At 68.6% G+C, this 16,647-nt stretch carries 14 protein-coding genes; 7 read left to right on the plus strand and 7 right to left on the minus strand.

All coding sequences use genetic code 11. The features are described 5' to 3' along the window. Nucleotides 1-43 precede the first annotated feature (43 nt). The gene (locus ABE483_RS03780; protein ID WP_313211190.1) at nt 44-379 is read left to right on the plus strand and encodes an I78 family peptidase inhibitor; all 336 of its coding nucleotides are present in this window, start codon (nt 44-46) and stop codon (nt 377-379) included. A 51-nt stretch (nt 380-430) separates the two neighbouring features. Here the strand turns inward: ABE483_RS03780 and ABE483_RS03785 are convergent, their stop codons facing one another. Both ABE483_RS03785 and ABE483_RS03790 read right to left on the minus strand, forming a co-directional pair. Beyond that, nucleotides 431-2,272, minus strand: a complete 1,842-nt coding sequence (locus tag ABE483_RS03785; protein WP_346481139.1) for a M56 family metallopeptidase — start codon at nt 2,270-2,272, stop codon at nt 431-433. Nucleotides 2,273-2,275: 3 nt separating this feature from the next. Next, nucleotides 2,276-2,662: a BlaI/MecI/CopY family transcriptional regulator gene (locus ABE483_RS03790; protein WP_019184134.1), complete on the minus strand. Its 387-nt coding sequence runs from the start codon at nt 2,660-2,662 to the stop codon at nt 2,276-2,278. Between the two features lie 205 nt (nt 2,663-2,867). Between ABE483_RS03790 and ABE483_RS03795 the strand changes: the two genes are divergently transcribed. Further along, nucleotides 2,868-4,013 (plus strand): serine hydrolase domain-containing protein, encoded by a 1,146-nt coding sequence (locus ABE483_RS03795; protein ID WP_346481140.1) that lies wholly within the window; start codon nt 2,868-2,870, stop codon nt 4,011-4,013. Here ABE483_RS03795 and ABE483_RS03800 read toward each other — a convergent pair. Next, entirely contained in the window at nt 3,970-5,103 is a 1,134-nt protein-coding gene (locus ABE483_RS03800) for an SDR family oxidoreductase (RefSeq protein WP_346481141.1), read from the minus strand. The two genes, ABE483_RS03795 and ABE483_RS03800, sit on opposite strands and share 44 nt — an antisense overlap. 207 nt (nt 5,104-5,310) lie before the next feature. Between ABE483_RS03800 and ABE483_RS03805 the strand changes: the two genes are divergently transcribed. Next, nucleotides 5,311-5,652, plus strand: coding sequence for a hypothetical protein (locus ABE483_RS03805; RefSeq protein ID WP_313211186.1), 342 nt, complete (start codon nt 5,311-5,313; stop codon nt 5,650-5,652). A 9-nt stretch (nt 5,653-5,661) separates the two neighbouring features. On the opposite strand, the gene ABE483_RS03810 is transcribed toward ABE483_RS03805, so the two are convergent. Then, nucleotides 5,662-6,726 carry a DNA topoisomerase IB gene (locus tag ABE483_RS03810; protein WP_346481142.1) on the minus strand — a complete coding sequence of 355 codons (1,065 nt, stop codon included), beginning with the start codon at nt 6,724-6,726 and terminating at the stop codon, nt 5,662-5,664. Nucleotides 6,727-6,860: 134 nt separating this feature from the next. Here ABE483_RS03810 and ABE483_RS03815 point away from each other — a divergent pair, with 134 nt between their 5' ends. From ABE483_RS03815 to ABE483_RS03825, 3 genes are all read left to right on the plus strand, one after another. Then, nucleotides 6,861-7,262, plus strand: a complete 402-nt coding sequence (locus tag ABE483_RS03815) for an I78 family peptidase inhibitor (RefSeq protein ID WP_313211184.1) — start codon at nt 6,861-6,863, stop codon at nt 7,260-7,262. A gap of 167 nt (nt 7,263-7,429) precedes the next feature. Further along, complete coding sequence (gene gltB, locus ABE483_RS03820) at nt 7,430-11,884, plus strand: glutamate synthase large subunit (protein WP_346481143.1); 4,455 nt, start codon at nt 7,430-7,432, stop codon at nt 11,882-11,884. Between the two features lie 127 nt (nt 11,885-12,011). Further along, nucleotides 12,012-13,457, plus strand: a complete 1,446-nt coding sequence (locus ABE483_RS03825) for an FAD-dependent oxidoreductase (protein ID WP_313211182.1) — start codon at nt 12,012-12,014, stop codon at nt 13,455-13,457. 23 nt (nt 13,458-13,480) lie between these two features. Here the strand turns inward: ABE483_RS03825 and ABE483_RS03830 are convergent, their stop codons facing one another. Further along, nucleotides 13,481-13,774, minus strand: a complete 294-nt coding sequence (locus ABE483_RS03830) for a hypothetical protein (protein ID WP_313211181.1) — start codon at nt 13,772-13,774, stop codon at nt 13,481-13,483. Between the two features lie 173 nt (nt 13,775-13,947). Between ABE483_RS03830 and ABE483_RS03835 the strand changes: the two genes are divergently transcribed. After that, a complete protein-coding gene (locus tag ABE483_RS03835; protein ID WP_313211180.1) occupies nt 13,948-14,820 on the plus strand; it encodes a methylglyoxal synthase in 873 nt (290 codons plus the stop codon). 70 nt (nt 14,821-14,890) lie between these two features. Here the strand turns inward: ABE483_RS03835 and ABE483_RS03840 are convergent, their stop codons facing one another. Both ABE483_RS03840 and ABE483_RS03845 read right to left on the minus strand, forming a co-directional pair. After that, on the minus strand, nt 14,891-15,679 hold the full coding sequence (locus tag ABE483_RS03840) for a SprT family zinc-dependent metalloprotease (RefSeq protein ID WP_313211179.1): 789 nt from the start codon (nt 15,677-15,679) through the stop codon (nt 14,891-14,893). A gap of 57 nt (nt 15,680-15,736) precedes the next feature. After that, nucleotides 15,737-16,642, minus strand: coding sequence for a recombination-associated protein RdgC (locus ABE483_RS03845; protein WP_313211178.1), 906 nt, complete (start codon nt 16,640-16,642; stop codon nt 15,737-15,739). Nucleotides 16,643-16,647 lie beyond the last annotated feature (5 nt).

The raw sequence follows: 16,647 nt of genomic DNA on the forward strand, positions 1-16,647 counted from the left end.
GGCCCACGGACACTGCGGGTACTTACCGTGGGAGGACCACCACATGCGTCTGAACCTTCTGTTCGCCCTGGGCTGTGCCCTGCCGCTGGCCGCCTGCAGCCCTCCGGCCAAGACCGCCGCGACGCCGCCTGACAGCCCGACCTCGACCGCCCCGCCTGCGGTAGCCGGCAGCGCCTCCCAATGCGACCCGGAAAAGCTCACCGGCCTGACCGGGCAGACTGCCACCGAGGCGGTGATCCAGAAGGCGGTGAAGGACAGCGGTGCCCGCAATGCCCGCGTGCTCAAGCCGGGCATGGCGATGACCATGGATTTCCGCGAAGACCGGCTCAGCATCGAAGTGGACGAACAGAACCGGATCGTGCGGGCCAACTGCGGCTAATCGGTTGAAGCCGGCGGCCTGGCACGCAGGCCGCCGTGGCGAACGGGGCGATCAGTTGCGCACGCGCTCCGCTTTGCCGCTGGCCAGTGCCTGATCGATCGCGGTGCGCACGTCACGCACCGCACGCGCCGAGGCCACACTCTGCTGCTGTGCCAGGCGCGCCTGTTCCTTGCCCAGTTCGGCCTGCTCACGCGCCACCAGCGCGATCTGGCGCGCGTCCACCGCCCTGGCTGAGGCGGTACGTGCTTCGCGTGCGGCCTGGCTGGCGGCCGACGCCGCTGCACGTGACTGGCGAGCCCCTTGGCGGGCCGCCCGGTCAGCTTCGACAGCGGCATCCAGACCGGCATCGCTGATCGCGCTGTTGACCACCGCGCTGACATCCACCGAGGCCATTGCATCGGCCGTGATCTGCAACGATGCCGCCGCGATCTGTTGACCAATCGCCGCTTGGCGGTTGCCCAGCTCGGCCTGCGCCGTTCCCAGCGCGGCCACTTCCGTCTGGGTGTGTCCCAGCGCTTTGAGCACCGCCGGATCGCGGATCAGATAGCGGTCCTGGCCGCGGCGCACCCACAGCGCCGGTTGATCGTTGCCGGCATCGCGTCGTGCCTGCTTGAGATCAGCGACGGAGGCATCGACGAAATTGCTCTCGCCGCCAATCAACACGAAGGCCTGCGCGGGTTGACGCGTGATGTTGAGTTTACCGTGGGTCACGAAGCTCACGTCGTCAGCCAGGGCCTCGGACGGCGCCGGTGCGCGCGGTGCAGCAGGGGCCTGCGGGGGCTGCGGGGCGGATACCGGCGGTGGCGCCGGCGGCGGTTCGGGTGCCGGGGCCGGTGGCGCGGGCGGGGTGGGCGCGGTCGGCGCGACCGGTGCCTGGGGTGCGGCCGGCGGCGGCGGTGCAGCCACCAGACGCAACGGTGCAATACCGATCACCACGAACAGCGCGGTGATTGCCAGCGAGGCCACGCGCGGGACGCTGCGGGTCTGCTGCAGCGTCCGCAGCCGGCGCTTGAGACTGCGCAGGTTCGGCGAGGCGCTGGCCACGCCGACGGCGGGACGGGGCGCCACACCCAGCTGCACCAGCAGGCGACCGTAGTCATGGCGGCAGTGATCATGCCCGGCCACCACCGCCCCATCGCAGGCTTCTTCGCGAGCCAGCGCATATTCGCGGGCCGCCACGTGGACCAGCGGATGGAAGAAGAACAGATGCTGCGACAGCGCTGGCAGCAACCCCCACCACAGGTCACGGCGCTGCAGATGGATCAGTTCGTGGGTCAGCGCCATGTCCAGATCGTCCGCCGACATCGTCGGCAGCTCGCGGGCCGGCAGCAGCAGCACCGGCCGCCACGGGCCGATCAACTGCGGCGACCGGATCTGCGCGGAAAGCTTCAGCTGCGGTGAGCGCCGCAGGCCATGCGCTTCGGCGGCCAGTTGCAGCGCCTGCTGCAGGCCGGCGTCGGTGCACTCGGTGGCGCTGCGCACCAGCGCGCGGCTGGCGCGGTAGCCGCGCAGGCTGTGCATCAGCATCAGCAGCACACCGGCAGCCCACGCGGCCAGCAGCAGCAAGGGCCAAGAGGCTGTCATCGTCGCCGACTCGAGCGCAGTGGCGGCGTACGTGACCGGCGCGGCCTGCATGGCGGCCTCGAACGCGGGCAGCGCCATCGCCGGTGCCGTCACCGCCGCCGGGGCCGGCAACACCGCCAGTTCCAGCGGGCTGCTCCAGAGCAGGCCGAGCACGGCCTGCGCGGCCACCAGCCACCACAGCCGGCAACGGGTGGCGGACGGCAGCTGCGGCAGCAGCCGGCACACGCCCCACACCAGCGCCACCAGCACCGCACTCTGTAGGCTGGTCCAGCCCAGCCGCATCAGCACTTCACTCATCATCATGTCCATGACTCAGCCCTCCCGCTTGCGTGACTGCAACTGTGCGACCAGCGCTTCCAGCTCGGCCAGTTCCTGATCGCTGACATCCACCTTGTGCGACATGAACGCCACGAACGGCGAGACCGAGCCCTGCAGCGTCTTCTCCACGAAGCTGGCCACGGCCCCCTGCACCACGCTGTCCTGGCCGCTGGTGGTGGCATAGCGGTAGACACCGTCCACCTGCTTGCGGCTCAGGTACGACTTGGCGCGCAGGCGCTCCATCATGGTCAGCACGGTCGAGCGTGCCAGCCCGCGCGGCTCCCCGAAGCCGGTGGCGACCTCCCCGACACTGGGGCGGTCCTGTTCCGCGATGTACTGCAGCAGGGCCAGTTCCTGGTCCCCGATCGTCTTGCCGCGCATGACGCTCTCCCTATGACTACACGTGTCGCTACCGTGCCAGTGACTACAGGTGTCGTCAAGTGCCGGATGGAGGGTGCCGACGAACGGTAGGCGGCGCAGTGGACAGCCCGTGGGCCTTAAACCTTTTCGCCCCGGCCCGCATCCAAGCCTTCGACCTGCCGCATTCCGCCGTGGCATCGCGCCCGCCTCGCCAAGGACCCACCGCATGCGTTCCACCCGTCGCGTGATCATGATCGTCGCCCTGTTGTTCCCGCTGGCCGTGCACGCCCAAGCCGGCAACGTGGACACCGCCAACCAGCAGACCCGGCAGTTCATCGGCCAGACCATGGATGCGCTGCGTATTCCCGGGCTGCAGATCGCCGTGGTCCAGGACGGGAAAGTGGTGCTGTCCGAAAGCCACGGACTGGCCAATGTCGAGAACAAGCTGCCGACCACGCGCGCCACGCGTTTTCCGCTCAACTCGGCGACGAAGTCATTCACCGCGGTGGCGATGATGCAGCTGGCCGAAGCAGGCAAGGTGAACCTGGATGCGCCGATCTCGGCCTATCTCGCCGACCTGCCCGACGCGTGGCGCGGGGTGCGGGTGCGCCAGTTGCTGGCACATACCTCAGGACTGCCGGACATTCTGGATGCACAGGGCCTGCTCGGCGGCGGGACCGAGGCGGCCGCCTGGACCGCCGTGACGCAACGCCCGGTAGACGCTGCGCCCGGCACCCGCTTCACGTACAACCAGACCAACTACGTGCTGCTGGCACGAATCATCGCCGCACAGTCCGCGATGCCGTACGACCGCTACGTAGCCACGCGCCAGTTCGATCTGGCCGGGATGCCGTCATCCACGTTCGGCGACAGCTACGACCTGATCGCCAACAGCGCCACGATCTACAGCTGGTTCCCGCGCCGCACCGATGCGCCGGACGCCGCGCCACGGCTCTCGCACTGGTTCTACGACATGACCCCCGGGCTGTGGGCTGGCGGCGGCATGCTGACCACTGGCGACGACGTCGCGCAGTGGCTGGTCGCGTTGACCGGCAACCGCTTGGTCAACGCCGCCGGCACCCGCCGGATGTGGACCCCGGAACGGCTCGATGACGGCAGCGACGGCGCATGGGGGGCCGGCTGGGCGGTGCTGCAACGTGCACCGCAGCGCCAGGTGGCCGGCATGGGCGGGGCACGCTCGGCCTTCATCGTCTACCCCGACCAGGGGCTGGCCATCGTGGTGCTGACCAACCTGGTCGGGGCCAACCCGCAGACTTTCATTCCACGGATCGCCGCGTTCTACGGCGTGGACGCGCCCGCGCCGGCGATCAGCCGCGCGGCCCGCCCATCACCGGCAGGATCACGCCGCTGATGTAGCTGGCGGTGATCGGCGAGGCGAGGAAGACGTAGGCCGGCGACAGCTCTTCCGGCTGCGCCGGACGGCCCATGTCGCTGTCCTGGCCGAACTCGGCTACATCCGGCGCCTTCTTGTCGGCCGGATTGAGCGGGGTCCAGACCGGGCCCGGGGCGACCGCGTTGACCCGGATGCCACGTGGCAGCAGCTGGCTGGCCAGCGCCTTGGTGAAGGCATGGATGGCGCCCTTGGTGGCCGAGTAGTCCACCAGCGATTTGCTGCCGAACAGGCCGGTCTCCGAGCCGGTGTTGATGATGCTCGCGCCTTCGCCCAGGTGTGGCAGCACCGCGCGCGCCATCTGGATGTAGCCGCCGATGTTGGTCTGCAGGGTTTCCTGCAGGTGCTCGTCCTCGAGGTCTTCCAGACGATCGCAATGCAGCTGGAAGGCCGCGTTGTTGACCAGGATGTCGACACCGCCGAAGGCCTTGACGACCTGCTTGACGGCCTTGTTGCAGAACGCCGGATCGCGCACGTCGCCCGCGATCACCACGCAGCGGCCACCTTCTTTCTCGACGTGCTCGCGGGTGATCTTCGCGTCCTTCTTTTCATCCAGGTGCAGTACCGCCACATCCGCCCCTTCGCGGGCGAACAGCACCGCCACCGCGCGGCCGATGCCGGAGTCGGCGCCGGTGATGATCGCGCGCTTGCCCTTGAGCTTGCCGCTGCCCTGGTAGTCCGGCGCGAGGAAACGCGGGGCCAGCTGCATCTCGTGTTCGTTGCCCGGTTTGGCCAGCTGCTCGGCCGGCATTTTTTCCGGCTGGCGGCGCGTGCCCGCTTGGGTGGTCTTTTTGGCGGCCTTCGTGGTGGGCGCCTTCGCGGCCTTCTTCGCCGCACGCGCGTCCTTGGCCTTTTCCTGGTCCTGCAGACGGCGCTGGCGGGCCGCCACGCGCGCAGCGCGCGGATCGGTGGCGGCGGCCTTGCGGGTCGCGGTTTTGACGACCGGGGTACGGGCGCGTGGTTCGGCCGCCGCGGCAGCCGCCTCCGCCGGACGCGGACGCTTGCGGGAAGTGGGGGTCTTGGTGGTCTTACGGGTTTTGGCCGTGGCCATGTTCGACTCCTGTTGCCGGATCAGATGCGTGGGTCTCACGCGGGCGCATGTTCGTCGCGGCGATGGCCGCCGTGGAATGCGCAGCCCCACTATGGTCAACCCGGCGGCCAGGGACGGTGAATGGAGCGTGCCCACACCGTGTAGAGATTCATGCGCCGCATACGGGCACCGATGCACCCTGAGCGCAATTCCCATGGAGTGCGTCGCATGCTTCGTTACCTGTCCGCGGCTGTGGCCGTCCTTGCTTTGTCCGCCTGCAGCAGCACCCCCGTCGCGCAGGTCCAGCCGATCGACGGCGTCATTTCCGGCCAGTGCCACGTGGACAAGGTCCGCGGCGCCGTGGGCCTGGCGGCATCGCAAGCCACGGTCGAGCGTGCCCGCGTGGACAGCGACAGCTTGCAGGTCATCGTCGTGCGCAGCGAGCGTGCCGCAAGTGGCGCCACTGCCAGTGGCGCGGCCAATCCCACCCCGGGTGCAGAACAGGGCGGCGAACGGCTGACCATTGAAACCGGTCGTACCAACAACATCACCGCACTCTACTGCGGCTGACCGCTACGCTCATCCCGCGCGGGCACGCCGGACGGTGCGCCGCGCGGCCTTGAGCACTTTCAGCGTGGCCAGTTCCCACTGGCGCTCGCCACGCAGGCCGGCAAGGGCCTTCAATGAGCCGGCCCGCCAGCCATCGAATACGCAAGGATCGATATAGGCCTTGCGGCACACCGACGGTGTGTTGCCCAGCAGGTTGGCGACCTCGCATACCACCTGTTTCTGCAATGCTGCCAGCGCGCGCTCACTGGAGGGTTCGGGCAGCTCGGTCACGGCAAGCTGACGGATCGCCTCCAGCGTGCCGCCCCAGGTGCGGAAGTCCTTGGCGCTGAAATCCTCGCCCATCGCATCGTGCAGATAGTCGTTGACCATGCCCGAGTCCACCGGTTGGACCGCGCCATCGTCATCGCGATACTGGAACAGCGCCTGCCCGGGCAGCTGCTGGCAGCCACGGATCAGCTTGACCAGTTCGCGGTCATCCACATCCACCTCATGCGCCTGCCCGGACTTGCCCCGGAAGCGCATCTGCGCCCGGCCGCCCTTGACCAGCGCGAGGTGGCGGTTGCGTAGCGTGGTCAGCCCGTAAGAGCGGTTGTCACGTGCATAGACTTCATTGCCAACGCGCACCAGCGTCTGTGCCAGCAGCGCCACCACGATCGCCAGCACCTTGTCGCGTGGGAAGCCGGGCAGCTTCAGATCGCGGCGCAGGCGCCGGCGCAGCGTGGGCAGGGCGGTACCAAAGGCAATGATGCGATCGAACTTGCCATCGCCCCTCACCCGCGCCCAATCGGCGTGGTAGCGGTACTGCTTGCGTCCGCGCGCGTCCCGCCCAGTGGCCTGCAGATGGCCGTTGGGCAGTGCGCAGATCCAGACATCGGTGTACGCCGGCGGGATCGCCAGCGCGCGGATCCGGGCCAGGGTGGCGGCATCGCGGATCGCCGCGCCATCGGCATCACGGTAGGCAAAGCCCTTGCCGGCCTTGCGGCGGGCAATGCCCGGCAGTTCATCGCTGACATAGCGCAGGCCGGCCTGGCGGGCGGCGGCGGCTTCGGGGGTAGTGGTGCGGCTCGGGCTCATGGACGCGGCGCGGATCAGGGAAACGCAGTGTTACCGCTGCCGGTGCGGCGCCGCGTCAATAACGCAACACAAACACCTCACGCCGCGCTTGGCGATATCCTCCAGTGTTTACTGGCTCGCTTTCTGGAGTACCGATGTCGTCCCTGTCGTTCCGCCGCGTGCGGCGTTCTTTCGGGCTGATTGCCCTTTTCCCCGCCCTGCTGGTCCTCGGTGCGTGCAGCGCCCCGCCGATGGACGAGCAGGAGGCCGTCGCCACCCATGCGCAGAAGGCGGCCGAAGCCGCCGCCGCGCCGACCGACGAAGCCGGCAAGGCGACCGAAGCGCCGCCGGTCGGCAGCTGCGATGCCACCCAGGTGCAGAGCCTGGTCGGCCAGCCCTATACCGCCGAGCTCGGCAGCCAGGCCCAGCAGGATGCCGGCGCCACCAGCGTGCGCGTGCTCAAGCCGAACGACATGACCACGATGGAGTTCATCGGCGAGCGTCTGAACGTGGAAGTGGATGCCAAGAACGTGGTGGCCGGCGTCCGCTGCGGCTGAACAGGCGACGGAGAAAACCCCTGAAACACAGGGGTTTGGTTGCGCCTGCAACCGTGTATTGCGGCGTTGCAGCAACTATGCTCTAGTCGAGTCATCCGGTGCCTCCAGATGCGCTCAACGGATTGAGCGGGGACGAGTGTCGCCGCTCACCCGACATTGAGGCAGAGATGGCCCCCCGCAACCGCCAAGGGCTTTACGACCCGCAAGATGAGCGAGATGCCTGTGGTTTCGGCATGGTCGCCCAACTCGACGACCAGCCGTCCCGACTGCTGGTCGACACGGCTATCGCCGCACTCTCGCGCATGACCCACCGCGGCGGCGTCGCCGCCGACGGTGTCACCGGTGACGGCTGCGGCCTGTTGCTGCGCCGTCCCGACGTGTTCCTCAAAGCGCTCGCCGCCGAGGCCGGCCTCACCCTTGGCGCGCGGTTCGCCGCCGGCGTGGTGTTCCTGCCGCACGACCCCACCGACGCACAGGCCTGCCGCGACACGCTGGAACAGCAGCTGCGCGACGCCGGCTGCCAGCCGGTCGGCTGGCGCGTGGTGCCCACCGACCCCAGCGTGTGCGGGCAACTGGCCCGCGACACCCTGCCGGGCATCGAACAGGTGTTCGTGGATGCCGGTGCGGAGCAGGACGAGGCCACCTTCACCCTGGCCCTGTTCCTGGCCCGCCGCCGCAGCGAACAGCAGCTGCGCGAGCACGCCGACTACTACGTCACCACGCTCAGCCCGAATGCGATCAGCTACAAGGGCATGGTGCTGCCGGACAAGCTGAGCCGCTTCTACGTGGATCTGCAGCGCAACGATCTGGCCTCCAGCGCCATCGTGTTCCATCAGCGCTTCTCCACCAACACGCTGCCGCGCTGGCCGCTGGCGCATCCGTTCCGGATGCTCGCCCACAACGGCGAGATCAACACCATCGAGGGCAACCGCCGCTGGGCGCAGGCGCGCAGCAAGGTGTGGAAGACCCCGCGCTTCGACATCGGCGAGTTCGACCCGGTGATCTCCATGCATGGCTCGGACTCGCAGAGCCTGGACAACATGCTGGAGCTGATGGTCAGCGCCGGCATGGACCTGATCCAGGCGCTGCGCATCCTGGTGCCGCCGGCGACCCAGTCGCTGGAGTTCAAGGACCCCGACCTGGCCGCGTTCTACGAGTTCTACGGCCTCAACAGCGAACCGTGGGACGGCCCGGCCGGCATCGTGGCCTGCGATGGGCGCTATGCCGCCTGCACGCTGGACCGCAACGGCCTGCGCCCGGCGCGCTGGATGCTCACCTCCGACCGCCACTTCCTGGTCGCCTCCGAAGCCGGTGTGTGGGAAGTGCCGGCCGAGCGCGTGGTGCGCAAGGGCAAGCTGGGGCCGGGCGAGATGATGGCCATCGACCTCAAGCGCGGTGACCTGCTCGACTCGGACGCCATCGACCGCATCAACCGCGGCCGCGCACCGTACAAGCAGTGGCTGCAGCAGGGCGTGACCTACCTGCAGACCGAGCTGATCGATCCATCACTGGTGGAAGAGCCGTTCGACGAGCGCACCCTGCGCAGCTATCACAAGCTGTTCCAGCTGAGCACCGAAGAGGTCGAGCAGATCCTGCGGCCGCTGGCCGAAACCGAGCAGGAAGCCACCGGCTCGATGGGCGATGACACGCCCATGGCCGTGCTCAGCCAGCACAGTCGCCCGCTCTACGACTACTTCCGCCAGGCCTTCGCGCAGGTCACCAACCCGCCGATCGATCCGCTGCGCGAAGACTGCGTCATGTCGCTGTCCACCCAGCTCGGCAAGGAGACCAACATCTTCCATGCCGGTGCGGAGACGGTGAACCACGTCATCCTCAATTCGCCGGTGCTCAGCCAGCGCAAGCTGCGCCAGCTGATCAAGATGGAGCAGTACGCCGACAAGAACCGGCTGATCGATCTGTCCTACAGCCTGGACGAAGGCCTGAAGGCCGGCATCGAGCGCATCTGCGCCGAGGCCGAGGCGGCCGCCCGCGAGGGCATCGTGATGCTGCTGCTGAGCGACCGCTACCCGGTCGCCGACCGGCCGATGGTGCATGCACTGCTGGCCACCAGCGCGGTGCACCATCACCTGTCCAACGCCGGGCTGCGCTGCGACGTCAACCTGATCCTGGAAACCGGCACCGCGCGCGACGCGCACCACATGGCCTGTCTGCTCGGCTTCGGTGCCACCGCGGTGTACCCGTACCTGGCCTACCAGACCCTGTTCGACCTCGGCCGGCGCGGCATCCTGCAGCTGAGCAAGGGCGGCGAGCAGTCTCAGATCGGCCGCCGCTACCGCAAGGGCATCTACAAGGGCCTGTCCAAGATCATCTCCAAGATGGGCATCTGCACCGTGGCCAGTTACCGCGGCGCGCAGCTGTTCGAGATCGTCGGCCTCGATGACGAGGTGGTCGACCTGTGCTTCCCGGATACCGCCTCGCGCGTGGCCGGCGTGGGCTTTGCGCGCCTGGACGACGAAGCCCGCGAACTCACCGTGCGTGCCTGGAACGACCTGCTGCGCCCGGATGTGGGCGGCGTGCTGAAGTACGTGCACGGCGGCGAATACCACATGTACAACCCGGACGTGGTCATGACCCTGCAGCGTGCCGCGCGCAGTGGTGATGCCGCGGACTGGCAGCGCTACTGCGAGGCCGTGCACGGCCGCCCGGTGTCGGCGCTGCGCGACCTGCTGCAGCTCAAGGCCGCGCCCACGCCCACGCCGCTGGACGAAGTAGCCCCGGCCGAAGACCTGTTCCGCCGCTTCGACACCGCCGCCATCAGCCTGGGCGCGTTGTCGCCCGAGGCGCACGAAGCGCTGGCCATTGCCATGAACCGGCTCGGCGGCCGCAGCAACTCCGGCGAAGGCGGCGAAGACCCGGTGCGCTACGGCACCGAGAAGCGCAGCAAGATCAAGCAGGTGGCCTCGGGCCGCTTCGGCGTCACCGCCGAGTACCTGGTCAACGCCGAGGTGCTGCAGATCAAGGTCGCCCAGGGCGCCAAGCCCGGCGAAGGCGGCCAGCTACCCGGCCACAAGGTCAACGAACTGATCGCGCGGCTGCGCTATGCCAAGCCGGGCATCGGCCTGATCTCGCCGCCGCCGCACCACGACATCTACTCCATCGAAGACCTGGCACAGCTGATCTACGACCTCAAGCAGGTCAATCCGACCGCGCTGGTGTCGGTGAAGCTGGTCAGCCATGCCGGCGTCGGTACCATCGCCGCCGGCGTGGTGAAGGCCGGCGCCGACCTGATCACCGTGTCCGGCCATGACGGCGGTACCGGTGCCAGCCCGGTCAGCTCGATCCGCTATGCCGGCGTGCCGTGGGAACTGGGCGTGGCCGAGTCGCACCAGGCGCTGGTGGCCAACGACCTGCGTGGGCGCACCCTGCTGCAGACCGACGGTGGCCTGAAGACCGGCCTGGACGTGATCAAGGCCGCGCTGCTGGGCGCGGACAGCTTCGGCTTCGGTACCGCGCCGATGATCGTGCTGGGCTGCAAGTACCTGCGCATCTGCCACCTCAACAACTGCGCCACCGGCGTGGCCACCCAGGACGAGCGCCTGCGTGCGCAGTACTTCACCGGCCTGCCCGAGCGCGTGGAGAACTTCTTCCGCCTGCTGGCCGAGGAAGTGCGGGGCTGGCTGTCCTACATGGGCGTGCGCTCGCTGGACGAGATCGTCGGCCGCACCGACCTGCTGCAGCAGCTGGAGGTCTCGCCGCGCCCGGGCGTCAAGGTGAATCTGTCGCGCCTGCTCAACCCGGCCGAGTACGCCGGCAGCCACTGCGCCGCGCAGCGCCTGTACGAATCGCCGGACAGCCTGGCCACGCAGATGGACGGCCTGCTGGCCCCGGCCATTGCCGGCAAGCTCGGCGGTGAACACCGCTTCCTGATCCACAACACCGACCGCTCGATCGGCACCCGCCTGTCCGGTGAGATCGCGCGCACGCACGGCAACCAGGGCATGAGTGATGCGCCGCTGACGCTGCGTTTCCGCGGTACCGCCGGGCAGAGTTTCGGTGCGTTCAACGTGGGTGGCCTGCAGCTGGAAGTGGAAGGCGAAGCCAACGATTACGTTGGCAAGGGCATGGCCGGCGGCCGACTGGTCGTGCGCCCGCCGCGTGGCGCGCGCTTCGAAGCACGCAACACCGCGATCATCGGCAACACCTGCCTGTATGGCGCCACCGGCGGCGAGCTGTTCGCGGCCGGGCGTGCCGGCGAGCGCTTCGGCGTGCGCAACTCCGGCGCGCTGGCGGTGATCGAAGGCGCCGGTGACCACTGCTGCGAATACATGACCGACGGCATCGTGCTGGTGCTGGGCAAGGTGGGCCTGAACTTCGGCGCCGGCTTCACCGGCGGCCTGGCCTACGTGCTGGATATCGACCGCGATTTCGTGGACCGCTACAACCACGAGCTGATCGACATCCACCGCATCTCCGCCGAAGGCTTCGAGAACCACCGCCAGCACCTGCATACGCTGATCAGCCGCCACCGCGAGCTGACCGGCAGCATCTGGGCGCAGCAGATCCTCGATGAATTCCGCGATTACGTCGGCAAGTTCTGGCTGGTCAAACCGAAGGCGGCCAGCATCGAATCGCTGACCGAATCCCTGCGCCGCGCCGCCTGACCGGGGTCACGGCGCCAGCCCCACGCCGGCGCTGTACATCCCACCGCTGTAGTGCCGGCCGCTGGCCGGCAACCTCAAATCGTAGTGCCGGCCGTTGGCCGGCAACTCACCACCGCAGGGCCCACCGATGAGCCGCAAGCAAGCTTTCCAGTTCCTCGATCTGCCCCGGACGATGCCGCAGCGCATCCCGGTCGAACTGCGCACCTCCGGCGACTGGGGCGAGCTGTACGGCAAGTTCGGCAAGGAAGACGCGCAGTTCCAGGCCGGCCGCTGCCTGGACTGCGGCAATCCGTACTGCAGCTGGAAGTGCCCGGTGCACAACGCCATCCCGCAGTGGCTGCAGCTGGTACAGGAAAACCGCATCCACGAAGCGGCCACGCTCTGCCACTCCACCAACCCGCTGCCGGAAGTGTGCGGCCGGGTGTGCCCACAGGACCGCCTGTGCGAAGGCAGCTGCACGCTGGAGGAATTCGGCGCGGTCACCATCGGCGCCGTGGAGAAGTACATCGTCGATACGGCGCTGGCCACCGGCTGGCGCCCGGACATGAGCGCGGTGGAAGCCACCGGCAAGCGCGTGGCGGTGATCGGCGCCGGCCCGGCCGGGCTGGCGTGCGCCGACAAGCTGGCGCATGCCGGCATCCAGGCCGTGGTGTATGACCGCTACGAACAGATCGGCGGGCTGCTGCAGTTCGGCATCCCCAGTTTCAAGCTCGACAAATCGGTGATCAGCCGCCGCCGCAACGTGCTGGAGGGCATGGGCGTGCAGTTCCGCCTCGGCGTGGAGATTGGCCGCGATGTGAGCATCGATGCGCTGCTGGCCGAGTACGACGCGGTGTTCGTCGGCACCGGCGCGTACCGCTATACCGATGGTGGCCTGCTCGGCCAGGACCTCAAGGGCGTGCTGCCGGCGCTGCCGTTCCTGGTGCAGAACAGCCGCATCGTCAGTGGCAGCGATGCCCACGGCCGGCCGATTGCCGGCTGGGAAGACCAGATCGCCCTGCCCGACCTGGAGGGCAAGCGCGTGGTGGTGCTGGGCGGTGGCGATACCGGCATGGACTGCGTGCGCAGCGCGATCCGCCTGGGTGCGGCCAAGGTGACCTGCGCCTACCGCCGCGACGAGGCCAACATGCCCGGCTCGGCGCGCGAAGTGGCCAACGCCCGCGAGGAAGGCGTGCGCTTCCTGTTCAACCGCCAGCCGCTCTCGATCGAAGCCGGTGCGGACGATGAAGTGATCGGGGTGATGGTGGTGGAAACGCATCTGGACGAACCGGATGCCCAGGGCCGCCGCAACGCAGTACCGATCGAAGGCAGTGAATCGCTGCTGGAAGCGGACGTGGTGATCATCGCCTTCGGCTTCTCGCCGACTGCGCCGGCCTGGCTGACCGAACAGGGCGTGGAAGCCGGCCACAACGGCCGCATCGTGGCCGGTGGCAGCGGCCGCCTGCCGTTCCAGACCGCCCACCCGCGCCTGTTCGCCGGTGGCGATGCGGTGCGCGGTGCGGATCTGGTGGTGACGGCCGTGGCCGAGGGCCGCGATGCGGCCGGCAGCATCGTGCAGCTGCTTTCGGCGTAACGGCGCCCTACCGAAGCGCGCTCTCAAGCGGCGCGCGGGACCGCAGGTACCGGCGTGTGACGCACACCGGCGCGCTCGATCTCCAGTGCCATCAGCAGCTCGATGTTGTCCAGCTGATCGCGGATGCGGCGGTTGCTGACCACATCGTCGTGGCCGCGGCCCATGTGCGCATCGAGCATGCGCGCCAGCCCGGCCAGCAGCACCTCGGCATCGGCCCGGGGCGCCTCGCGCAGCACCGTGGCCAGCGCACGGATGCGGCGGCCCGTCTCCAAGGCGGGCGATGATGAGGAGACGATGGGGGAACGGGGGAGGGTCATGGCAGGGGTTTCCTGATTGACGGACGACCACCACTGTCGGATACGGCCCCTCCCGAGACCATGCAACAACTACGAAAGTGCGTGAAGACGCGTGATCTCCATCACTGTTCGATGCTTGCTTCCCCGCAACCTGAGCGGATTACACTGGCGCGGTCTTCCTCTGGACTGCCCTCATGCGCATCGGCTTGGCCGCGAACCGCCTGCATCACCACGACAAGCACGCCGCGCTGTTCCGCTGGCTGCGTGCCAGCGATACCGGCCTGCGCGAACTGGGCGTCGAGCTGCATGCGGTCGGGCGCACCTTCGATGCGATCCAGCGGCTGGGCTTCCTGCAGGACTTCGCCCCGCTGCGCCGCTACCCCAACGGCCGCGAGGGCGGCCTGATGAAGCTGGTCGCCGAGGTGGTCGGGATGGGCACGCCGGAGCGCACGCTGGACGGCGCGATCTACCTGATGGACCCGGTCGATCCGTCCTCGGTCTTTCCCGAAGCGACCGCGCTCAAGCGCCAGTGCGTGATCCACGGTAAACCCTTCATCTCCACCGTCGCCACCGCGCGCGACTGGGTCGAGGTGGAGCGCCTGCATGCTGGCCTGGCGCCGGACCCGGGCGCCGATGACCTGCACGCCTTCGAACAGCACACGCTGGCCCTGATCGCGCATGACGCGATGAAGCCGGCGATGCTGGCCTTCGCCGATGAGCACTTCGCGGTGCTGTCGCGCTTCCGCCGCCGGGTCGGCACCGGCACCACCGGCCAGCGCCTCAACGAACTGGCCTGGAGCCGCGGCTGGCCGCAGGGCGAGGAATGGGTGACGCGCTACCAGAGCGGCCCGATGGGCGGCGATGCGCAGATTGCCGACCGCGTGCTGGAAGGCCACTGCCAGCGCGCGATCTTCTTCGAAGACCCGCACGTGGCCCGCCAGCACGAAGCCGACATCCAGCTGCTGGAGCGCGCGGTCACCACCGTGACCGACCAGGCCGTGTGTATCACCGCGCCGCGGGTGGCGGCGCGCTGGGCGCAGGCCGCCACCGCCCGCGCCACCCGGTAGGTACCGACCGTTGGTCGGTACGCCAGGATCGCGGGGTTGGATGTCATGCGCAGCCGACCAACGGTCGGCTCTACGGGGTGGGGGTCAGCAGCTGCCGCAGCATGGCCTTCAACCGCCGTCCTTCGGCCTGAAAATAATCGCGCTCCTGCCGCCACGCCGGGAAGCGCTTCTCCACCTCCGCCCAGAACGCCGGCGAGTGATTGGCCTGGATCAGGTGGCAGAGCTCGTGCACCAGCACGTACTCGAACGCCGAAGGCCGCCCCAACACCAGGGCCAGATCCAGCGCCATGCTGCCGTCCGGGGCCAGCGAGCCCCATTGCGAGGACATCACCTTCAGCCGCAGCCGCGCCGGTGCACGCGGCAGGCCGGGCAGGTAACGCGGCAGCCACTGGCCGACATCGGCACGGGTCTGTGCTTCGTAGAACTCGCGCAGGGTGCGGCGCAGCGTGGCATCGGTCCCGCGCGTGGGCCAGTGCAGGCAGGCGCCCTGTTCGTCCACGCGCATGTGCGCGTAGCGGCCGGTTTCCCAGCGCAGCGGCAGCAGCTCACCGCGCAGCGGCAGCACCCCCGCCTCGCCGATCACCAGCGGTGGCGGCAGGTTGGTGGCCTGGTAGCTGCGCAGTTGTTCGGACAACCAGCCGCGATGCTGGTCGAGAAAACGCTCGCCCATCACCAGGCTGGCGCGCGGTGGCAGGGTCAGGCGTACGCCGCGCTCATCGACGCTGAGCTTGATCCGGCGCGCACGCGGATCGCGCACACGCAGGACATCGATCTCGGCATCCTCCAGGCGCAGCCGTACCGTATCGCGCTGCAGCGTGCTGACAGCCGGCGAAATCAGGCGGCGGAGGAATCCGGACATGGGTACAGCATAGCGCCGGCCGTGACCGGCGCATGACTGGGGACTGATCGGAACCGATCAGTCCGCCTTGCTCAGCTTGAACGCCTCTTCCAGCAGCAGGAACAGGCGGCGCACTTCGCCGCTCTGCAGGGCGAAACGGGCATCCAGTTCGGCGCGGCGGCCGTCATCGTCGGCGTGCTCGAGCTGGTCCAGCGCGCCATCCAGGAACTTCAGCTTGCGCACGATCAGGTCGTCGCCCAGCACGAAGGACAGGTTGTCCTCGAAGACCAGGGCCAGCTTGGTCACCTGCTTGCCGGCGTCCAGGTGCTTGTCGATCTCGTCGCAGCGCAGTTCCTGGTGCTGGCACTTGACCACCGCACCGCCCTCGGCCGGGTCCTTCATCTCGCACTCTTCGCCCAGGCTCAGCCCGGTCGGCAGGGTTTCGCCGGCGATCCAGCCGGTGAGGATCGAGCGCGGCGCCACTTCGGCGTTCAGCGGCATCGCCGGGAAGCTGCCGAGCAGGCCGCGGATGTCGGACATCATGTTCTCGCCCTTCTTGCTGCTCGAGCAGTCCACGGCGACGTACCCGTGGGTCAGGTCGATCAGCGCGTCGGTACGCGAGCTCTTCACGAAGGCACGCGGCATCAGCTCGTGCAGCAGATCGTCCTTCATGCGCTTGCGCTCGCGGCCGCCGGGCTTGCGGCCTTCCTTCTCTTCGATTTCCTCGAGCTTGCGCGCGAGCAGGTCGTTGACCACCGCGCCCGGCAGGATCTTGTCCTCACCGCCGACGGTCAGCCACAGCGCATCGCCGACGCGGTGCGAGAACACGGCCTTTTCTTCACGGCCGAACGGCGAGATGAAGCCGCGCGAATTCATTTCAAGCGGACCGACCGGCTTGAGCAGCACCTGCGGCAGCAGGGTGTCTACCTCGGAGAAATCGGTGGCGGTCGGGAAGCGGAACAGCGTCAGGTTGCGAAAGAACATGGACG

This window comes from Stenotrophomonas sp. TWI602, assembly GCF_039674045.1.
Classification (GTDB): domain Bacteria; phylum Pseudomonadota; class Gammaproteobacteria; order Xanthomonadales; family Xanthomonadaceae; genus Stenotrophomonas.